At 67.0% G+C, this 20,045-nt stretch carries 17 protein-coding genes and 2 tRNA genes; 7 read left to right on the top strand and 12 right to left on the bottom strand.

Translation table 11 applies throughout. From position 1 onward, the window contains the following. The first annotated feature begins 9 nt into the window (after positions 1–9). Complete coding sequence (locus tag AU072_RS16680; RefSeq protein WP_064414811.1) at positions 10–573, top strand: DUF3515 domain-containing protein; 564 nt, start codon at positions 10–12, stop codon at positions 571–573. Positions 574–621: 48 nt separating this feature from the next. Here AU072_RS16680 and AU072_RS16675 read toward each other — a convergent pair whose 3' ends face one another. From AU072_RS16675 to AU072_RS16665, 3 genes are all read right to left on the bottom strand, one after another. Next, the gene (locus AU072_RS16675; protein WP_064414810.1) at positions 622–1,776 is read right to left on the bottom strand and encodes a D-alanine--D-alanine ligase family protein; all 1,155 of its coding nucleotides are present in this window, start codon (positions 1,774–1,776) and stop codon (positions 622–624) included. 61 nt (positions 1,777–1,837) lie between these two features. Next, the gene (locus AU072_RS16670; RefSeq protein WP_064414809.1) at positions 1,838–2,941 is read right to left on the bottom strand and encodes a cystathionine gamma-lyase; all 1,104 of its coding nucleotides are present in this window, start codon (positions 2,939–2,941) and stop codon (positions 1,838–1,840) included. 2 nt (positions 2,942–2,943) lie between these two features. Continuing rightward, positions 2,944–3,942 carry an NAD(P)H-dependent glycerol-3-phosphate dehydrogenase gene (locus tag AU072_RS16665; RefSeq protein WP_064414808.1) on the bottom strand — a complete coding sequence of 333 codons (999 nt, stop codon included), beginning with the start codon at positions 3,940–3,942 and terminating at the stop codon, positions 2,944–2,946. A 44-nt stretch (positions 3,943–3,986) separates the two neighbouring features. On the opposite strand from AU072_RS16665, the gene cofC reads away from it, so the two are divergent. From cofC to mutT1, 3 genes are all read left to right on the top strand, one after another. Then, positions 3,987–4,631 (top strand): 2-phospho-L-lactate guanylyltransferase, encoded by a 645-nt coding sequence (cofC, locus tag AU072_RS16660; RefSeq protein ID WP_064415015.1) that lies wholly within the window; start codon positions 3,987–3,989, stop codon positions 4,629–4,631. Positions 4,632–4,685: 54 nt separating this feature from the next. Beyond that, positions 4,686–6,875: an RNA degradosome polyphosphate kinase gene (locus AU072_RS16655; protein ID WP_064414807.1), complete on the top strand. Its 2,190-nt coding sequence runs from the start codon at positions 4,686–4,688 to the stop codon at positions 6,873–6,875. Positions 6,876–6,953: 78 nt separating this feature from the next. Next, positions 6,954–7,877 (top strand): 8-oxo-(d)GTP phosphatase MutT1, encoded by a 924-nt coding sequence (gene mutT1, locus AU072_RS16650; RefSeq protein WP_064414806.1) that lies wholly within the window; start codon positions 6,954–6,956, stop codon positions 7,875–7,877. A gap of 127 nt (positions 7,878–8,004) precedes the next feature. On the opposite strand, the gene AU072_RS16645 is transcribed toward mutT1, so the two are convergent. From AU072_RS16645 to leuC, 3 genes are all read right to left on the bottom strand, one after another. Continuing rightward, positions 8,005–8,637 carry an HU family DNA-binding protein gene (locus tag AU072_RS16645; RefSeq protein WP_064414805.1) on the bottom strand — a complete coding sequence of 211 codons (633 nt, stop codon included), beginning with the start codon at positions 8,635–8,637 and terminating at the stop codon, positions 8,005–8,007. A gap of 189 nt (positions 8,638–8,826) precedes the next feature. After that, the gene (gene leuD / locus AU072_RS16640) at positions 8,827–9,423 is read right to left on the bottom strand and encodes a 3-isopropylmalate dehydratase small subunit (RefSeq protein ID WP_064351144.1); all 597 of its coding nucleotides are present in this window, start codon (positions 9,421–9,423) and stop codon (positions 8,827–8,829) included. A gap of 14 nt (positions 9,424–9,437) precedes the next feature. Next, positions 9,438–10,898 (bottom strand): 3-isopropylmalate dehydratase large subunit, encoded by a 1,461-nt coding sequence (leuC, locus tag AU072_RS16635; protein WP_064414804.1) that lies wholly within the window; start codon positions 10,896–10,898, stop codon positions 9,438–9,440. 38 nt (positions 10,899–10,936) lie between these two features. Here leuC and AU072_RS16630 point away from each other — a divergent pair, with 38 nt between their 5' ends. Next, a complete protein-coding gene (locus tag AU072_RS16630) occupies positions 10,937–11,638 on the top strand; it encodes an IclR family transcriptional regulator (RefSeq protein ID WP_064414803.1) in 702 nt (233 codons plus the stop codon). Between the two features lie 33 nt (positions 11,639–11,671). On the opposite strand, the gene AU072_RS16625 is transcribed toward AU072_RS16630, so the two are convergent. The 4 genes from AU072_RS16625 to AU072_RS16610 form a co-directional block, all read right to left on the bottom strand. Continuing rightward, positions 11,672–11,744: transfer RNA gene (locus tag AU072_RS16625), tRNA-Glu, on the bottom strand. A gap of 62 nt (positions 11,745–11,806) precedes the next feature. Continuing rightward, positions 11,807–11,881: transfer RNA gene (locus tag AU072_RS16620), tRNA-Gln, on the bottom strand. A 119-nt stretch (positions 11,882–12,000) separates the two neighbouring features. Next, a complete protein-coding gene (gltX, locus tag AU072_RS16615) occupies positions 12,001–13,476 on the bottom strand; it encodes a glutamate--tRNA ligase (protein ID WP_064414802.1) in 1,476 nt (491 codons plus the stop codon). Beyond that, entirely contained in the window at positions 13,476–14,285 is an 810-nt protein-coding gene (locus AU072_RS16610; protein WP_064414801.1) for a fumarylacetoacetate hydrolase family protein, read from the bottom strand. Before AU072_RS16610 ends, gltX begins: the two co-directional genes overlap by 1 nt. 116 nt (positions 14,286–14,401) lie before the next feature. Between AU072_RS16610 and AU072_RS16605 the strand changes: the two genes are divergently transcribed. Then, on the top strand, positions 14,402–15,607 hold the full coding sequence (locus AU072_RS16605; RefSeq protein ID WP_064414800.1) for an MFS transporter: 1,206 nt from the start codon (positions 14,402–14,404) through the stop codon (positions 15,605–15,607). A 325-nt stretch (positions 15,608–15,932) separates the two neighbouring features. Here the strand turns inward: AU072_RS16605 and AU072_RS16600 are convergent, their stop codons facing one another. Beyond that, complete coding sequence (locus AU072_RS16600) at positions 15,933–16,943, bottom strand: 3-isopropylmalate dehydrogenase (protein ID WP_064414799.1); 1,011 nt, start codon at positions 16,941–16,943, stop codon at positions 15,933–15,935. Positions 16,944–16,951: 8 nt separating this feature from the next. Further along, positions 16,952–18,538, bottom strand: coding sequence for a phosphoglycerate dehydrogenase (serA, locus tag AU072_RS16595; RefSeq protein ID WP_064414798.1), 1,587 nt, complete (start codon positions 18,536–18,538; stop codon positions 16,952–16,954). A 54-nt stretch (positions 18,539–18,592) separates the two neighbouring features. Here serA and AU072_RS16590 point away from each other — a divergent pair, with 54 nt between their 5' ends. Continuing rightward, a complete protein-coding gene (locus AU072_RS16590) occupies positions 18,593–20,023 on the top strand; it encodes a phytoene desaturase family protein (RefSeq protein WP_174523744.1) in 1,431 nt (476 codons plus the stop codon). Positions 20,024–20,045 lie beyond the last annotated feature (22 nt).

The following is a 20,045-nucleotide window of genomic DNA, read 5'->3' as shown; positions in this document are numbered from 1 at the left end:
AGTTGGGCCGTGGCTTCGCAGACCGGTGACGGGCCCCCGCGGGCGCTGCTGATCGCCGCTCTGGTGGTGGCGGTCGCGGCGATCGTGGCGATTCTGGTGATCGCCGCGCTGCGCCAGAATCCCGAGCAACAGCAGCCGGTGCCGTTGGTGACGGTGCCCGCCCCGCAGGCCACGAGCTCCGAATGCGCCCATCTGGCCGCCGAACTGCCGGAGAAACTCGGCGAGCACAGCCGCGCGCCGCTGGCCGATCCCGCACCCCCCGGTGCGGCAGCCTGGCGGGCAGAGGACCGGGGTGAGCCGATCGTGCTGCGCTGCGGCGTGGAACGGCCCGCGGAGTTCGTCGTCGGTGCGCCGGTGCAGGTGGTGGACGACGTGCAGTGGTTCCGGGTGAGTGAGGTCGGTGACGACGCGGGCGCCGACCAGGCGCGTAGCACGTGGTACGCCGTCGACCGCGGCGTGTACGTCGCCCTGACATTGCCGCAGGGTTCGGGCCCGACGCCCATTCAGCTGCTGTCCACGGTCATCGCCGAAGCGCTTCCCGCCAAGCCCGTCGTTCCCGCGCCGGTGCGTTGATCCTGCGCGCAAGCGCGCCGTGGACGCAGTCTCGACGAGTAGCGCCCGTCAGCGCAGACCGGTACCGCGTTTGAGCGCGGTTTCCACCATCGTGGCCAGCAGGGCTGGGTAGTCGACACCGCTGGCCGCCCACATCTGCGGAAACATCGAGATGGTGGTGAAACCCGGCATCGTGTTGATCTCGTTGATCAGGGGCCCGTCATCGGTGAGGAAGAAGTCGACGCGGGCCAGCCCCTGACAGTCGATCGCATTGAACGCCTGAATCGAGAGCCGTCGCACCGCGTCGGCCACATCGTCGTCGACCTTGGCGGGCACGTCGAGTTCGGCGGCGTCCTCGAGGTATTTCGTCGCGAAGTCGTAGAAGCCGTCCTCGCGCCCGCGCACGCCGGCGACCCGGATCTCGCCGAGCGCACTGGCCTCGACCCGACCGTCGGGGAATTCGAGCACGCCGCATTCGAGTTCGCGGCCCGGCACCGCGGCTTCGATGATGACCTTCGGGTCGTGGCGGCGGGCCTGTTCGATGGCCGACGGCAGCTGATCCCACGCCGTGACCCGGCTGACGCCGATCGACGACCCTCCTCGCGTCGGTTTGACGAAGACGGGCAGGCCCAGCCGCTCCCGCGCCTCGAAACTCAAGGTGTCCTGGCGGGGTCGCAGCACCTCGTGATCACCGATCGGCAGTCCGGCGGCGCCCAGCAGCTTCTTGGTGAACTCCTTGTCCATGCCCACCGCGCTGGCCAGTACACCCGCTCCGACGTACGGCACCCCCGCCAACTCGAGGAGCCCCTGGATCGTGCCGTCTTCGCCGTACGGACCGTGCAGCACGGGGAACACCACGTCGACCGTCGCCAACATCTCCCCTGCACCCTGGCCGAGCGACATCAGTTGCCCGCCTCGGCCGGGATCGGCGGCCAATGTCAGTTCGGTGCCCGACGAGGCGGTCACCTCCGGCAGGCGGCCATCGGTGATTGCGAGGCTTTCCGGTTGCGCGTCGGTCAGCATCCACGCACCTTCTGGGGTAATGCCGACCGGGACGACGTCGAACCGCTGCGGATCGAGATTGCGCAGGATGCTGCCTGCGGATACGCAGGAAATCGCGTGTTCGGAGCTGCGACCGCCGTAGACGACGGCAACCCGGACGCGTCCGGTGCTCCGGCCCGATGTCGCCGGCCGGGCGGCTCCGGGATCATGGCGGGCAGTCACAACCTAGAGAGGCTACCGTCCGCGTCGCCGGCCGGTGGTCCGGCGATGCCCGGCCGCGGTGTCAGCCCAGCGCGTGCTCGATGTCGGCGACCAGGTCGTCGGTGTCTTCGATCCCGAGGGAGATGCGCGCGAATCCGTCGCTGACGTCGTCGCCCCAGCGGGCGCGGCGGTCAACCGACGTGTGGATTCCGCCGAAGCTCGTCGACGCGATCAGCAGCGCGCTCCGTTCGACCAGACGGTGTACCGCCGCAGCGTCGGCCAACTCGACGGCGATCAGTCCGCCGAACCGTTTCATCTGCGCGCACGCGATACGGTGCGCCGGATCATCGGGCAGGCCCGGATAGCGCACGGCACGCACGGCGTGGTGTGCACGCAGCGCCACGGCGAGCGCCGCCGCGTTGTGGCATTGTCGTTCGAACCGCAGGCCCGCGGTGCCCAGGCTTCGCAACAGCAGCCACGCCTCGAAGGCGCCGAGGATGGCACCGGAGTGCAGCCGTTCACGCTCCACTTTTGCCATCAGGTCGGTGTGCGCGCTCGCGACATAACCGGCGAGGAGATCGCTGTGGCCCGACAACGCCTTGGTGGCACTGGCGACGACCACGTCGGCGCCTAGCGAAAGCGGTTGCTGGCCGAAGGGGGTGGCGGTGGTGTTGTCGACGACGAGCGTGGCGCCCCGGCTGCGGCACTGCAGCGCGAGGTGGTGCAGGTCCACGACGTCCAGGCCCGGATTGGCCGGGCTTTCGGCGAGAACGACATCCGCGTCCGCCGATGCCGCGCACATCTCGGCGCTGGCGGCGGTAACTACGGTAACCCCTTGTCCAGCAAGGTATTCAGAGGCATACCGACGGACCTGATAGTAGCCGTCGGCGGGTACGACGAGCTTGTGCCCCGGCTTGGCCAGCACCCGCAGGACGGAGGTGATCGCGGCCATCCCCGACCCGAATGCCAGTGCGGACGGGGCACCCTCCAGCTGTGCGAGTGCCGACTCGAGGTGACGCCAGGTCGGATTCGAGCTGCGCCCGTAGGAGTCCTGCAGGTCCGAGGGATCGGACGGCAGGTGGAAGGTGGACGCCGGAACCGGTGACGGCGCCACCGCCTGTCCCGGAACGACTTCCGAAGCAACGGATTTGACGCTGCGAGTGGAATCGCCGTACTGACCGTCCACGGTCACTCCGGTTTGGTGCTGCGCCCGAGCAACAAGATGACGGCCTCGTCGACCGAGAGCCCCCTGTGGCACACCCGGAATACGGCATCGGTCAGCGGCATCTCGACGTCGTAGCTCTCCGCCAACGCCAGCACCGATTGGCACGAGGCGACGCCTTCGGCGACGTGGCCACCTGTGGCGAGCATGGCCGATTCCATTGTGCCGCCCTGGCCCAGACGCAGCCCGAAGGTGCGGTTACGTGATTGCCCGGATGTGCACGTCGCGACGAGGTCACCAACCCCGGCCAAGCCGGCGAGGGTCGCGGGCTTGGCGCCCAACGCGATTCCCAACCGCATGATCTCGGCAAGCCCGCGGGTGATGATCGCGGCCGCGGTGTTCTCCCCCAGTCCGACCCCGGCCGCCATACCGGATGCCAGCGCAATCACGTTCTTGCACGCACCACCGACTTCGGCGCCGATGACGTCGGCATTGGTGTACGGCCGAAAGTACGGCGTGGAAAGGGCCCGTTGCAATGCGACGGCCCGTCCGGAGTCGCTGCAGGCGACCACGGTGGCCGCCGGTTGCTCGTCGGCGATCTCGCTGGCGAGGTTCGGGCCGGAGACCACCGCGACGCGTGCCGGATCGGCGCCGGTCACCTGGATGATCACCTGGCTCATGCGCATGAGGGTGTCGAGTTCGATGCCCTTGGCCAGACTCACCAGCGTGACTTCGTCGTCGATGCGCCCCGACCACTGTTCGAGATTGGCCCGAAGCGTCTGTGCAGGCACCGCGAACAGCACCGTGCATGCGCCGTCCAGCGCCTCGGCCGCATCGGTGGTCGCCCTTATGGTCTTGGGCAATTCGGTGTCACCGAGATACCCGGTGTTGCGATGGGTGTCGTTGATCTCGTCGGCGACTTCTTGATGACGCGCCCACAGCATGACCTCGTTGCCCGCGTCGGCAAGGACCTTCGCCAGTGCACTCCCCCACGCACCGGCCCCCATCACCGCCGCCTCGACCACGCCTTCAGCGTAACCCGCGCCCGGCTGCTGGCAGGATGACGCACATGAGCGGGTCACCGGATGGCGAGATCGCATTGGTGATCGCCGTGAAACGCCTCGCCGCGGCCAAGACCCGGTTGGCCCCCGTCTTTTCCGCACCCACCCGCGAGAAGGTCGTGCTGGCGATGCTGATCGACACGATCACCGCCGCGTCGGCGGTACCGGCGATCCGCTCGGTCACGGTGGTCACACCGGATGAAGCCGCCGCCGAGGCCGCGGGCCGCCTCGGCGCGCGCGTGCTCACCGACCCGACGCCCGAAAACCACCCGGACCCGCTGAACAACGCGATCGCCGCCGCCGAAGCCGAAGTCCGGCATGAGACATCGAACGTCGCTGTGTTGCAAGGCGATCTGCCCGCATTGCAGACCCACGAGCTGACGGCGGCCGTCGCGGCGTCCCGCAAACACCCGCGCAGCTTCGTCGGTGACCGGCACGGCACCGGTACGTCGGCATTGTTCGCGTTCGGGGTCGCCTTGGACCCGCACTTCGGCGCCGACTCCGCCCAACGCCACCGGCGCTCCGGCGCGCTCGAGCTCACCGGCGCGTGGCCGGGGCTGCGGTGTGACATCGACACACCCGATGACCTGCTGGTGGCGCGTCGGCTCGGTGTCGGTGCGGCGACGGCGGCGGCCATCACCGTTTCGAGATGAACCGTTCAACTGCGCGCTGGCACGAAGACCGTTGGATAGGGGATCATCGCAGGCATGACGAAAGCCGGGATCCAGGTTCGTGACAGCGACGGCGAACCACCGTCGGCAAGCGTCCGAACGATGCGGTCGGACTCCGGTGACTCGGCGCCCGAAGCCCCACCGGCGGCAACCGCCCCCGCCGTCGAGAACGCGCTGCCCGAAGACCGCTACCTGAACCGCGAGTTGAGTTGGCTCGACTTCAACTCCCGCGTGCTGGCGTTGGCCGCTGATACGTCGCTCCCCTTGCTGGAACGGGCGAAGTTCCTTGCGATCTTCGCGTCGAATCTCGATGAGTTCTACATGGTCCGGGTCGCCGGACTGAAGCGTCGCGATGAGATGGGTTTGTCCGTGCGCTCTGCCGACGGGCTCTCCCCCCGCGAACAGTTGCGTCGCATCAACGAGCGAACGCAGCACCTCGCCAACCGGCACGCCCATGTGTTCCTCGATTCGGTGCGTCCTGCGCTGGCCGACGAAGGCATTGTGATCGTCACGTGGGCCGAACTCGACGAGGCCGAACGCGCGCGGTTGTCCACTTATTTTCACGAGCAGGTGTTCCCGGTACTGACACCGCTCGCCGTGGACCCGGCCCACCCGTTCCCATTCGTGAGTGGCCTGAGCCTGAATTTGGCGATCACGGTCAAGCATCCCGACGACGGTGGGCAGCACTTCGCCCGAGTCAAAGTGCCCGACAACGTAGAACGGTTCGTCGAACTGGCCGCCCGCGAAAGCGATACGAGGATCGTTCGCTTCCTTCCGATGGAGGAACTGATCGCGGCGTTCCTTCATGTCCTGTTTCCCGGGCTGGAGATCGTCGAACACCATGCGTTCCGCATCACGCGCAACGCCGATTTCGAGGTCGAAGAGGACCGCGACGAAGACCTGCTGCAAGCGCTCGAACGGGAGCTGGCCCGACGTCGATTCGGTTCCCCGGTCCGGTTGGAAGTCTCCGACGACATGACCGAGAGCATGCTCGAATTGCTGCTGCGCGAACTCGATGTCGCGCCGGGCGATGTCATCGAGGTGCCCGGGTTGCTCGACCTGTCCTCGCTGTGGCAGATCTACGATCTCGATCGCCCCGCCCTCAAAGACCGGCCGTTCGTGCCGGCCACCCCGCCGGCGTTCGGCGAGCGCGAGACACCCAAGAGCATCTTCTCGACGCTGCGCGACGGCGACGTGCTGGTGCACCACCCGTACGACTCCTTCTCCACCACCGTGCAGCGGTTCATCGAACAGGCCGCGGCGGATCCGAACGTGTTGGCGATCAAGCAGACCCTGTACCGCACCTCGGGTGACTCACCAATCGTCAACGCGCTCATCGACGCTGCGGCGGCGGGTAAGCAGGTCGTCGCGCTCGTCGAGATCAAGGCCCGGTTCGACGAGCAGGCCAACATCAAGTGGGCACGCGCATTGGAGCGTGCCGGCGTGCACGTCGTGTACGGGCTCATCGGACTCAAGACTCACTGCAAGACGTGTCTGGTGGTGCGTCGGGAGGGGTCGCTGATCCGGCGTTACTGCCACATCGGCACCGGCAACTACAACCCCAAAACTGCGCGGCTGTATGAGGACATCGGACTGCTGACGGCCGCGCCCGACATCGGCGCGGATCTCACCGACCTGTTCAACTCGCTGACGGGATACTCGCGCAAGGACTCCTACCGCAACCTTCTGGTGGCCCCCCAAGGTGTCCGGCGGGGCATCATCGAACGCATCGAACGCGAGATCGTCGCCACCCGCGACGGCGCCGAGGGGCGGATCAGGCTGAAAGCCAACGCGTTGGTGGACGAGCAGGTCATCGATGCGCTGTACCGCGCGTCGCAGGCCGGTGTGCGGGTCGAGGTGGTGGTCCGGGGTATCTGCGCGCTACGACCGCATGCCCCTGGGTATTCGGACAACATCGCCGTCCGCTCGATCCTCGGCCGGTTCCTCGAACACTCGCGGATCATCCACTTCCGCGCGATCGACGAATTCTGGATCGGCAGCGCCGACATGATGCATCGCAATCTCGATCGGCGCGTCGAAGTGATGGCCGAAGTCAAAGATCCGCGGCTGAAGGCGCAACTGCACGAGATCTTCGAGTCGACGATGGACCCCTCCACCCGGTGTTGGGAGTTGGGCGTCGACGGTAAGTGGACGGCGTCGCCGCAGGCGGGTCACACGGTTCGCGACCATCAGGTCTCATTGATGGAGCGCCACCGGCAACCATGACGGACTTCCTCACCGCCAGGGACTTTCACAATCGTCGTCGTGGGCCGCGGGTGCCCAGAATGATCTGCAGGAGTTGAGGTGCCGAAGCGGATATCCGAGACCGGCTCCGATGCGGAGACGATCCTGGCCGCCGGGGCGGTGTTGTGGCGGCCCAACGGCGCACCCGATGCGCCGGAAGTCGCGCTGATCCATCGCCCTCGTTACGACGACTGGTCGCTGCCCAAAGGCAAGGTGGACCCCGGGGAGACCGAGCCCGTGACCGCCGTGCGCGAGGTGCGCGAAGAGACCGGGTACGCGGCGCATCTCGGCCGACGACTCAGTTCGGTGAGCTATCCCGTCGAGGACGGCAAGAAGAAGGTGCGCTACTGGGCGGCGCGTGTGGTCGGCGGCGAGTTCCACCCGAACGACGAAGTTGATGAGCTCAAGTGGTTACCCCTGCCGACGGCGATCAAACAACTGGATTATCCACACGACCGAAAGGTGCTGCGCCGCTTCGCGAAGTATCCGGCCGACACCAAGACGGTGCTGATCGTCCGCCACGCCACCGCCGGCAGTAAGTCCCGGTTCAAGGGCGATGACCGCAAACGGCCCTTGGACAAGAACGGCCGCGCGCAGGCGCAGTCACTGGTCGCTATGCTGCTCGCCTTCGGCGCCGACCAGTTGTTCGCGGCGGACAGAGTGCGCTGTGTGTCGACATTGGAGCCACTGGCAGAAGAACTCGGGAAGACGATTCGAAGCGACGAGTTGCTGACCGAGGAGGCGTACGCCGACAACCGCAAGGCGGCCCGGCAACGCTTCCTCGAGATCGCCGGCACCCCTGGCACGCCGGTGATCTGCACTCAGGGCAAGGTGATTCCGGACCTCATCGAATGGTGGTGCGAGCGCGACGGTGTGCGGCCCGACAAGTCGCGCAATCGCAAGGGCAGCACCTGGGTGATGTCGCTTCACAACGGCCGGTTGATCGCGGCGGACCACATGGGCAGCCCACTCGCCGTGAAATGACGTCCACACGTTGAATGCAAATTCCGGGCGGACACCCGCCCGGAAAGATTGAGCCGTAGATGTTTTGGTGGGCGCAAAACGCGAACACGCCGTGGGTCGCGCAGACCCACGGCGTGTCCGGTCGATACTACTTGCGGCCGCGCTTGGTCGCGGCCTTCTTGGCCGGCGACTTCTTGGCGGCGGTCTTCTTGGCCGCCGTCCGCTTGGTCGCGGCCTTCTTGGCCGGAGCCTTCTTCGCGGCCGACTTCTTGGCCGGCGACTTCTTGGCGGCGGTCTTCTTGGCTGCCGTCCGCTTGGTCGCGGCCTTCTTGGCCGGCGACTTCTTGGCAGCGGTCTTCTTGGCCGCCGTCCGCTTGGTCGCGGCCTTCTTGGCCGGGGCCTTCTTCGCGGCCGACTTCTTGGCCGCCGACTTCTTGGCCGCCTTGCGGGCACTTCCCGCCGTAACGCCTCTCTTCACTGCTGGTCCTTCCGCCGGGAGGCGCTGCGCCCCAGAGACAACGGCTTTGAACTGAGCGCCGGGCCGGAATGCCGGCACGGAGGTGGGCTTCACCCGGACGGTCTCGCCGGTGCGCGGATTACGCGCGACGCGTGCTGCGCGGCGGCGCTGTTCGAAAACGCCGAAGCCGGTAATAGTGACGCTGTCACCCTTGTGCACCGCGCGCACGATGGTGTCAACGACATTCTCCACCGCGGCGGTGGCCGACCGACGATCCGAGCCCATTTTCTCCGTGAGTACGTCGATGAGCTCTGCTTTGTTCATGCATAACCTCCGGAAACCAGTGGTCCTCTTTGGACCGACTAGAGGACACGGTAAACCCATTCCCCATTGATTTCCAAGAGCCACGCGCAGTTTCAGGCGAAGCCAGCGAACTTTCTTGCCCCCCTTGACCTCCAGAGGGGCCCCGGAGAACCGGGTTCACAGACGGTGATTTCGGCTCACCGGCCGCCGTTATCCGGTCGGCAGAGTCCGCGGTTTCCAGTCCGGCCTGCGCGCTTCATAAGCCGCGATATCATCGCATTTACGCAGCGTAAGGCCTATATCGTCGAGTCCGGAGAGCAATCGCCAGGCCGTATAGTCGTCAATTCTGAACGGCACCATAACCGTTCCGGCGGCGATGGTTCGATCTTGAAGATTCACAGTGATTTCCAGGCCTGGCTGCTCCTCGATGAGCTTCCATAAAATTTCCACATCGTCTTGCGGAATTTCGGCCGCCAGAAGCCCGGCCTTGCCTGCATTGCCCCGAAAGATGTCGGCGAAGCGGGACGAGATGACGACCCGGAAGCCGTAATCCATAAGCGCCCACACGGCATGTTCGCGTGACGAGCCGGTGCCGAAATCGGGGCCGGCGACCAATACCGAACCTTTGTCGAACGGGGGCAGGTTCAAAACGAACGACGGGTCGTTGCGCCAGGCGGCGAACAGTCCGTCCTCGAAACCCGTTCGTGTAACTCGCTTCAGGTAGACCGCCGGGATGATCTGATCGGTGTCCACATTCGACCGACGCAGTGGGACGCCGATGCCGGTGTGGGTGTGGAAAGCCTGCATGCCCTGTGCTCCTATCAGTCGGTCAGGTCCGTGGGCGAGGACAACGTGCCGCGCACCGCGGTGGCCGCCGCGACGGCGGGAGACACCAGATGCGTTCGACCGCCCTTGCCTTGCCTGCCCTCGAAATTCCGGTTGGACGTCGATGCACAACGTTGACCCGGGGACAGCTGGTCGGGGTTCATCCCCAGGCACATCGAACAACCCGCCTGTCGCCACTCCGCTCCAGCGGCGGTGAAGATCTCTCCGAGCCCCTCCGATTCGGCCTGCAGGCGCACGCGCATCGATCCGGGCACGATCAGCATGCGCACCCCGTCGGCGACCTTGCGACCGCGCAGCACGTCCGCGGTCACCCGCAGATCCTCGATGCGGCCGTTGGTGCACGAGCCGACGAAGACGGTGTCGACCGCGATGTCACGCATTGCGGTGCCGGGTCGAAGGTCCATGTAGGCCAACGCCTTTTCGGCCGCTTGCCGTTCCCCCTCGTCGAACATCAACTCCGGGTCGGGTACCGAATCGGACAGCGGCACCCCTTGGCCCGGGTTGGTACCCCACGTGACGAACGGGCTCAGGGTCGAGGCGTCGATGTAGACCTCGGTGTCGAATTCGGCACCCTCGTCAGTGCGAAGGCTGCGCCACGCGGCGACCGCTTGGTCCCACTGTTCGCCCTGCGGGGCGTGCGGACGCCCGCGAAGAAACTCGAACGTGGTGTCGTCCGGTGCCACCATGCCGGCCCGCGCACCCGCCTCGATGCTCATGTTGCAGATAGTCATCCGGCCTTCCATCGACAGCGATTCGATGGCGCTGCCGCGGTATTCGATGACGTGGCCCTGCCCTCCGCCGGTACCGATCTTGGCGATCACGGCGAGGATGATGTCCTTGGCGCTCACTCCGTCGGGAAGCTCACCGTCGACGTTGACCGCCATGGTCTTGAACGGGCGCAACGGCAGGGTCTGCGTGGCGAGTACGTGCTCGACCTCCGATGTGCCGATCCCCATCGCCAGCGCGCCGAACGCTCCATGCGTCGAGGTATGGCTGTCGCCACACACAACCGTCATACCGGGCTGCGTCAATCCGAGTTGCGGTCCGATGATGTGCACGATGCCCTGTTCGGCATCGCCCATCGGATGCAACCGGATGCCGAATTCTTCGCAGTTGCGCCGGAGGGTCTCCACTTGTGTGCGCGACACCGGGTCCGCGATCGGCTTGTCGATGTCGACCGTCGGCACATTGTGGTCCTCGGTGGCGATGGTCAGATCCGGTCTGCGCACCGGACGCCCGGCCAACCGCAGCCCGTCGAACGCCTGGGGGCTGGTCACCTCGTGCACGAGATGCAGGTCGATGTAGATCAGATCGGGTTCGCGCGCAGCGCCTTCACCGCCGCCCTCGACGACGACGTGGTCGGCCCACACCTTTTCGGCCAACGTGCGCGGTGTGTCACCGCGCCCGCGGGCAGCACTGGAAACATCGGTCGACATCTTGACTATCTCACAATCTGGGACGTTAGTATCTCCTTGTGAGACAGGATAGCGGCATCGGCGTATTGGACAAAGCCGTGGGGGTGCTGCACGCGGTCGCCGATTCGCCCTGCGGGCTGGCCGAACTGTGCGAGCGCACAGGCTTGCCGCGCGCCACGGCGCACCGGCTTGCCGCGGGCCTGGAAACCCACCGCCTGCTGGCGCGTAACGGCGACGGCCGTTGGCGGCTCGGTCCCGGCCTGACCGAGTTGGCCGGACAGGTCAACGATCCGCTCGTGGCCGCGGGCGCGGTCGTCCTGCCCCGGTTGCGCGAGATCACCGGCGAGAGCGTGCAGCTCTACCGCCGCGAAGGCACCTCACGGATCTGCGTGGCGGCGCTGGAACCTCCTGCCGGGCTGCGGGATACCGTGCCGGTCGGCAGCACGCTGCCGATGACGGCGGGCTCCGGCGCCAAGGTTCTGCTGGCGTACGCCGACGCGGCCACTCAGCAGGCCGTACTCCCGAACGCGAAGTTCACCGATCGCGCGCTCGCCGAGGTGCGCAAGCGCGGATGGGCGCAGAGCGCGGCCGAACGCGAGCCGGGTGTGGCGAGTGTCTCGGCTCCGGTGCGTGACGGACGCGGCGTGGTCATCGCCGCGGTATCGGTGTCCGGGCCGATCGACCGGATGGGCCGGCGGCCGGGGGCGCGGTGGGCGGCCGATCTGTTGGCCGCTGCCGATGCCCTGGCGCGGCGCCTGTGAGAGTGACGCAATTCGCAGAGAACGCGAAATCTGTACCCCCGATGGGATTCGAACCCACGCTACCGCCGTGAGAGGGCGGCGTCCTAGGCCGCTAGACGACGGGGGCTAGAACTGGTTTCCGGATGGCCAGCATATCTCAGCGAGATTTGTCGGCCTAATCACGGTCATTGGCTGGGGTACCAGGACTCGAACCTAGAACGGCTGAACCAGAATCAGCTGTGTTGCCAATTACACCATACCCCATTGGCTGTCCGTAACCGCAGGTCACGGGCCCTATTTGGCCCCCCTTGCGCGGCCGGTGGAAGCCTTCGCGCGCGGTATCGGACCGACGTGCAGACTACCAAAGATTTTCAACGCGCTTTTCACGCCTCGGCTTCCGCAGCGGCGTGCTCGCGGCCGGCCCGCAGTCGGGCCAGGCTGCGTTCGCGCCCCAGCAGGTCGAGCGATTCGAACAGCGGCGGGCTGACCGATGAGCCCGTGGCGGCGACGCGGATCGGGCCGAACGCCTTACGCGGCTTGAGCCCGAGGCCGTCGAGCAACGCCTCCTTCAGCGCCGCCTCGATCACCGGGGTGGTCCAGTCGCCGATGTTCTCCAGGGCGCCCAGCGCGGCGTCGAGCACCGCCACCGCCTCGGCCTTCAACTCCTTGGCCGCCGACTTCTCGTCGAGCGTGAACTCCGCGTCGTTGAGGAACCGCAACAGGTCCCACGCGTCGCCGAGCACCACGATGCGGGTTTGCACGAGCGCGGCGGCTTCGGCGAAGCGGTCATCGTCGAGGCCGGTGTCGTGACCGTGCTCGGTGAAGTAGGCCCTCAGACGGGCGGTGAACTCCTGTTCGCTCAGCATCCGGATGTGTTCTGCGTTCAGCGCATCGGCCTTCTTCTGGTCGAACCGGGCCGGATTCGAGTTGACGTCGGCGACGTCGAAGGCCGCCACCATCTCGTCGAGGCTGAAAACGTCGCGGTCCTCGGCGATTCCCCACCCCAGCAGGGCCAGATAGTTCAGCAGGCCTTCCGGGATGAAGCCCCGTTCGCGATGTAGGAACAGGTTGGACTGCGGATCGCGCTTGGACAGCTTCTTGTTGCCGTCTCCCAGAACGCTTGGCAGGTGCGCGAACTCGGGGATCCGGTCCGCTACGCCGATCCGCATCAGAGCCTCATACAGCGCGATCTGGCGGGGCGTCGATGACAGCAGATCCTCACCGCGCAGCACGTGGCTGATCTTCATCAGCGCGTCGTCGACCGGATTCACCAAGGTGTACAAAGGCTCCCCGTTACCGCGGGTCAGCGCGAAATCGGGTACCGATCCGGCCGGGAACGTCGTTTCCCCGCGCACGAGATCACGCCAGCCGATGTCCTGGTCGGGCATCTTCAACCGCACCACGGCGCGCCTGCCTTGGGCGCGCAACTCCGTCCGCTGCTGTTCGGTCAGGTCGCGGTCGAAGTTGTCGTAACCCAATTTGGGATTGCGCCCCGCGGCCAAATGACGCGCTTCGACTTCCTCAGGTGTGGAGAACGACTCGTACGCGTCGCCGGCTTCGAGAAGCCGGGCGATGACATCGCGGTAGAGATCGAGTCGCTCCGATTGCCGGTATGGCCCGTAGGGACCACCGACTTCGGGGCCTTCGTCCCAGTCGAGTCCGAGCCATCGCAGAGCATCGAGTATCGCGCGGTAGCTCTCCTCGGAATCGCGCGCCGAGTCGGTGTCCTCGATGCGGAACACGAAGGCGCCGCCGGTATGGCGGGCGTACGCCCAGTTGAACAGCGCGGTGCGGATCAGGCCGACGTGCGGCGTACCCGTGGGTGACGGACAGAACCGCACCCGGACATCACTTGTCATCACTTCCCTTTGCGCACAACCGGATTCGTCAACGTTCCGATGCCTTCGACGGTGATGCTCACGGTGTCGGAGTCCTCGATCGGGCCTACACCCTCCGGCGTCCCGGTCAAAATGAGATCGCCCGGCAACAATGTCATCACCCGGGATATCCATTCCACGATCGCACCGACGTCGTGGATCATCAGCGACGTCCTGCTGTTCTGCTTGACGACACCGTTGACTTCGGTGCGGATCTGCAGGTCCGAGGGATCGACGTCGGTGACGATCCACGGCCCGACCGGGCAGAACGTGTCATGCCCCTTCGCGCGGGTCCATTGGCCGTCCTTCTGCTGCTGATCGCGTGCCGAGACATCGTTGGCGATGGTGTAACCCAGGATGTTCTCCGCCGCGCGGGCGGCCGATACGTCCTTGCACGGCCGGCCGATGACCGCGGCGAGCTCGCCCTCGAAATGCACGGGATCCGCGTCGGCGGGCAGCTGGATCGGCACGTTCGGACCGATGATCGCGGTGTTGGGTTTCATGAAGATGATCGGGTCGTCGAAAGTGGCAGGCTCCGAACCGTCTCCGGTGCGTGCGGCCATTTCGGCGATGTGGGCGGCGTAGTTCTTACCCACGCACACCACCTTGGTCGCGAGGATCGGGGCGAGCAGGCGCACATCGGCCAGCGGCCACTGCCGACCCGTGAACTGGGGGTTGCCGAACGGGTGCTCGGCGATTTCCCGCGCGATCGCATGAGCGGGGTCGTCGGGTGGACCCTCGACGCTGACGAAGGCGACACCGTCGGGGCTGGCGATTCGGCCAAGGCGCATGGCGTTCAGCCTAGTAGCCGGCCTGGTAGCGGCCGCCGACCGCTCCCACGACAGCCTTGTCTCGGCATATGAGAACACGATTCAGCATGGTGAGATCGCTGTGCCACGATGGTCCGATGTCCGCCGAGCCGCTCACCACCGCCCGTCGATGGTCGTTGCTGTGTATCGCGCTGGCGGCGACGACGAGCGCCAACGTGTTCATCAATGGTGCGGCCTTCCTCATTCCGACGCTGCACAGCGAGAGGGGCCTGGACCTCGCGGCGGCCGGTCTGCTCTCGGCGATGCCGGGCTTCGGGCTGGTGACCACGTTGATCGCGTGGGGTTATGTCGTCGACCGCTACGGCGAGCGCATTGTGCTGACGGTCGGCTCGGTGCTGATATCCGCGGCCGCCTTCGCCGCTGCGTTCTCCGAATCCCTGGTCGGCGTGGGCGCTTTCCTGTTCCTCGGCGGTATGGCGGCCGCGAGCAGCAACTCGGCCAGCGGCCGGTTGGTGGTCGGCTGGTTCCCGGTCAAACAACGCGGCCTGGCCATGGGGATCCGGCAGACGGCCACCCCGTTGGGCGTCGGGTTGGGAGCACTGGTGATTCCGCGGCTGGCCGAAAGCCACGGTGTGACCGGTGCGTTGCTGTTTCCAGCGGGGGTGTGCGCGGTGTCGGCACTGGTGTGCCTGGTCGCGGTGATCGATCCGCCACGGCCGCCGCGTTCCGAGGCGCCGATCGAACATCTCACGAACCCCTATCGAGGCTCTTCGGTGCTGTGGCGTATTCACGCCGTCTCGGTGTTGCTCGTCGTGCCCCAGGCGGTGGTGTGGACATTCACGCTCGTGTGGTTGATGTCCGAGCACGGTTGGTCGGCCGGCTCGGCCGGCCTACTCGTCATGGTGGCCCAATTGCTCGGTGCCGGAGGACGTATCGCGGCGGGGCATTGGTCCGACCGGTTGGGTCAACGGCTTCGCCCGATCCGTGCGATTGCCGCCGCCGCGGCGCTCAGCATGGCAGCACTCGCGTTGTCGGACTGGTTGAACTCCCCCGTCGCGGTGGCGGCGATGGTGGTCGCCTCGGTGATCACGGTGTCCGACAACGGTTTGGCGTTCACCGCCATCGCCGAGATCGCCGGGCCGTTCTGGAGCGGCCGCGCCCTGGGCACCCAGAACACCAGCCAGCATCTCGCGTCGGCCGTCGCGGCCCCCACGTTCGGGGCGTTGATCGGGGTTGCCGGTTATCCGGCGGCGTTCGCCGTCTGCGCGTTGTTCCCGCTGGCGGCGATCCCGCTCGTGCCCCCTGACCCCTCGGGTTCGCCGGAACCTGCGCGGGGGCTGTGATTCGGTGGCCGACTTCGGGCGGGGCTGTTCACGCCGGCGTCCTCAGTCTCCCCCGGAACCACTCCTGCCATTGCCCGCCTACGAGCGAATAATTCGCTGGCAGCGAATTATTCGCTGAGAGCTGGGCAGTACGGGGACGTAGTCGCCGGGGGTAGTGAGCGTCCGGAGTGCCCGGGCACCCGAGGGTCTGGGCGGCCAAAGCACCTGAGTGTCCGGAGTGCCCGGGCACCCGAGAGGTTCTGAGGCCGCCGTGGCACCTGAGCGCCCAGGGGTATCTGGAGCGGCGTGCCGCCGAAATCGATAGCGCCCTGGTTATAGGCCTTGCCTATAGATAGCCCGCGATCCGGTCGCCGACAGCGGTGGTGGACAGCTTCTGGTCACCGCGCGTGGCCAGATGCTGCTCGACGGCTTTGTCGACGCGCGCGGCCGCATCCGTCTCGCCGACATGGGCCAGCAGCAATGCGACCGACATGATCGCCGCAGTCGGGTCGGCGATCCCCCGGCCCGCGATGTCGGGGGCGCTGCCGTGCACGGGTTCGAACATCGACGGATTGGTGCGCGTGGCATCGATATTGCCGCTGGCCGCCAGCCCGATACCCCCGCACACCGCGGCCGCGAGGTCGGTGACGATATCGCCGAACAGGTTGTCGGTGACGATCACATCGAAACGGCCCGGGTCGGTGACGAGGTGGATGGTCGCGGCGTCGACGTGCTGGTAGGCGACCTCGACGTCTCCGAAGTCGGCGGCGACCTCCTGAACGGTGCGCCACCACAACGCGCCTGCGAAGGTCAGGACGTTGTTCTTGTGCACCAGCGTCAGATGTTTGCGACGTTGCTGGGCGCGGACGAACGCGTCCTCTACGACACGACGCACACCGAAAGCGGTATTGACGCTGACCTCGGTGGCGACCTCATGCGGTGTCCCGACACGGATCGCGCCGCCGGTACCGGTGTAGGGACCCTCGGTGCCTTCCCGCACGACGACGAAGTCGATGTCGGGGTTGCCCGCCAGCGGGCTGTTCACGCCGGGATAGAGACGGCCGGGCCGCAGGTTGACGTGGTGGTCGAGTTCGAACCGGATGCGTAGCAGGAGACCGCGTTCGAGCACGCCGCTGGGTACCGACGGGTCACCGATCGCGCCCAGCAGGATCGCGTCATGCCCGCGGAGCTCGTCGAGCACGGTGTCGGGCAGCACCTCCCCGGAGGCGTGGTACCGGCGGGCGCCGAGGTCGTAAGGCGTCTTGTGCACGCCGGGAAGCACCGCGTCGAGAACCTTGACGGCCTCCCCGACGACCTCCGGGCCGATCCCATCGCCCGCGATGATCGCCAGCTTCATGGCCGAACTCACGACAGATCAACCACTTCCAGCATCTTCGCCCCGACTTCTTCGGCGATGGTGGACCGGACATCGGCGGGAACGTCGCGGTCGATACGCAGCAGGATGGTCGCGCCGGGACCTTCGGCGTCCTCGCTCAACTGGGCGGCGTGGATGTTGATGCCCGCCGACCCGAGGACGGTGCCGATCTTGCCGAGCGTGCCCGGCTGGTCGACGTAGTTGACGATCAGGTAGATGCCCTCGGCGCGCAGGTCGAAATTGCGCCCGTTGATCTGGACGATCTTTTCCACCAGGTCGGTGCCGGTCAGCGTGCCCGCGACATTTGCGGTGGAACCGTCGGCGTAGACGGCCCGCACGTCGACCACGCTGCGGTGGTTGGGACTTTCGCTCGCGGTGCTGATCTCGGCCTGCACGCCGCGCTCGGCGGCCAGCGCGGGTGCGTTGACGAATGTGACGGGATCTTCGATGATCGCCGAGAACAGTCCGCGCAACGCCGAAAGCCGAAGCACCTCAACGTCTTCGGCGGCAAGCTCACCCTTGACCTGCACCGCCAGCGACACCGGCAGCTCGTCGCACAACACTCCGACCAGCAAGCCGAGCTTGCGGACGAGATCGAGCCACGGCGCGACTTCCTCACCGACCACTCCCCCGCCGACGTTGACCGCGTCGGGAACGAACTCCCCGGCCAGCGCGAGCTTCACGCTGGCCGCGACATCGGTGCCCGCCCGGTCCTGCGCCTCGGCAGTGGACGCGCCGAGATGCGGGGTCACCACGACCTGCGGCAGCTCGAACAGGGGGCTCTCGGTCGTGGGCTCGGTGGCGAACACGTCGATGCCGGCCGCGCGCACATGACCGGAGCGCACCGCTTCGGCCAGGGCGTCCTCGTCGATCAGGCCACCGCGGGCGGCGTTGACGATGATCACGCCGGGCTTGGTCTTGGCCAGCGCCTCCTTGCCGATCAGTCCTGCGGTCTCCGGCGTCTTCGGCAGGTGTACCGAGATGAAGTCCGCGCGCTCCAACAACTCGTCGAGGCTCAGCAGCTCGATGCCGAGCTGTGCAGCGCGGGCCGCCGACACGTACGGGTCGTACGCGACGACGTGGGTGCCGAACGCGGCCAGGCGCTGAGCCACCAACTGACCGATGCGGCCCAGACCGACCACGCCGACGGTCTTGCCGTAGATCTCGGTGCCCGAGAACGACGAGCGCTTCCAGGTGTGCGCGCGCAGCGACGCATCGGCGGCCGGGATCTCGCGTGCCGCGGACAGCAGCAGGGCCAGGGCGTGCTCGGCCGCGCTGTGGATATTCGAGGTCGGTGCGTTGACGACCAGCACGCCGCGGGCGGTGGCGGCGTCCACGTCGACGTTGTCGAGCCCCACTCCGGCACGGGCGACGATCTTGAGCTTGGGCGCGGCGGCGAGCACCTCGGCGTCGACGGTCGTCGCGGAGCGCACCAGCAGCGCGTCGGCGTCGGCCACCGCGGCGAGCAGCTTGGGCCGGTCCGGACCGTCGACCCAACGGACTTCCACCTGGTCACCGAGGGCGGCGACCGTCGATTCGGCCAATTTGTCGGCGATCAATACAACGGGCAGACTCACGCGGTCAGCCTAATGGGCTTGAATGTTCGGGTGGTGGGCGGGAGAAGCGCAAGCGTGGATGTCACCGTCGTCGGCAGCGGACCCAACGGTTTGGCGGCGGCCGTCATCTGCGCCAGGGCCGGGTTGTCGGTGCAGGTGCTCGAGGCGCAGCCGACCCTCGGCGGCGGGGCCCGCACACTTGCCGACCCGGAGTTTCCCGGCGTTTCCCACGACATCTGTTCGGCCGTTCACCCGCTCGCGCTGGCGTCGCCGTTCCTGGCCGAATTCGACCTGCCCGCCCGAGGCGTGAGCTTGCGGGTGCCCGAGGTCTCCTACGCCAATCCACTCCCCGGGGCGCGCGCCGCGATCGGCTACCACGACCTCGACCGAACCGTCGCCGAGCTCGAACACGGGCACTCGTGGCGCAGGTTCTTCGGACCCATGGTCGAAGGCGATGGCGCCGTTCTCGACCTGCTGCTCGGCGACAAACGATCGGTGCCGAGCAACCCGATCGCCGCCGTCCAGGTGGCGAGCAGGCTGCTCGAACAGGGCACCCCCGCATGGAGTGCGCTCAAGGGCGCCGACGCTCGCGCGTTGTTCAGCGGCGTTGCCGCGCATGTGATCTCGCGTATGCCGTCCCTGGTGTCGGCGGGTGGGGGCCTGATGTTGGCCACGCTCGCGCACACCGTCGGCTGGCCCATCCCCGTCGGGGGAAGTCAGGCCATCGTCGATGCGCTGATCTCGGATCTGCGGGCGCACGGTGGTGTGATCACGGCCGACCAGGAAGTCACCGAACCACCCGAGGGTGTCGCACTTTTCGACACCGCGCCGACCGCGCTGGCTCACATTTACGGCGACAAGCTGCCCCGCCGCTATGCGAAAGCGTTGCAGCGGTATCGATTCGGCCCCGGTGTGGCCAAGGTCGACTTCGTGCTCTCCGAGGATGTGCCCTTCACCGACGAGCGCTTACGGCAGGCCCCCACGCTGCACATGGGTGGCACCCGGGAACAGATGGCACACGCCGAACGCGAGATCGCCGCCGGGCGGCACCCCGAGTGGCCGATGGTGCTCGCCGCCCAGCCGCACCTGGAGGATCCGAGTCGTATCGACGCCGAGGGCCGGCGACCGTTGTGGACCTACGCGCACGTCCCGAACAGTTCGACCGTCGACCAGGCCGAGCGGGTCACCGCCATCTTCGAACGCTTCGCGCCCGGCTTCCGCGACATCGTGGTGGCCGTCCGATCCGTTCCCGCCGCACGCCTGGCAGAACACAACGCCAACCTGGTCGGCGGCGACATCGGCGTCGGCGGCAACACCCTCATGCATGCGCTGACGGGGCCGACCCCCCGACTCAACCCCTGGACCACACCCATCCCCAAGGCATATCTGTGCTCGTCGGCCACGCCACCGGGCGGAGGCGTGCACGGTATGGCCGGCTACTTCGCCGCACGCACAGTGTTGCGGCGCGAGTTCGGCATCAAGACGATGCCCGCACTGTCTCCCTGAGCGGACGCCCCTTACCTATCGA

The organism is Mycolicibacterium novocastrense (assembly GCF_001499835.1).
GTDB lineage: Bacteria > Actinomycetota > Actinomycetes > Mycobacteriales > Mycobacteriaceae > Mycobacterium > Mycobacterium novocastrense.
The sequence above is the reverse complement of the archived record's forward strand: the minus strand, read 5'-3'. Positions and strand labels throughout refer to the sequence as shown.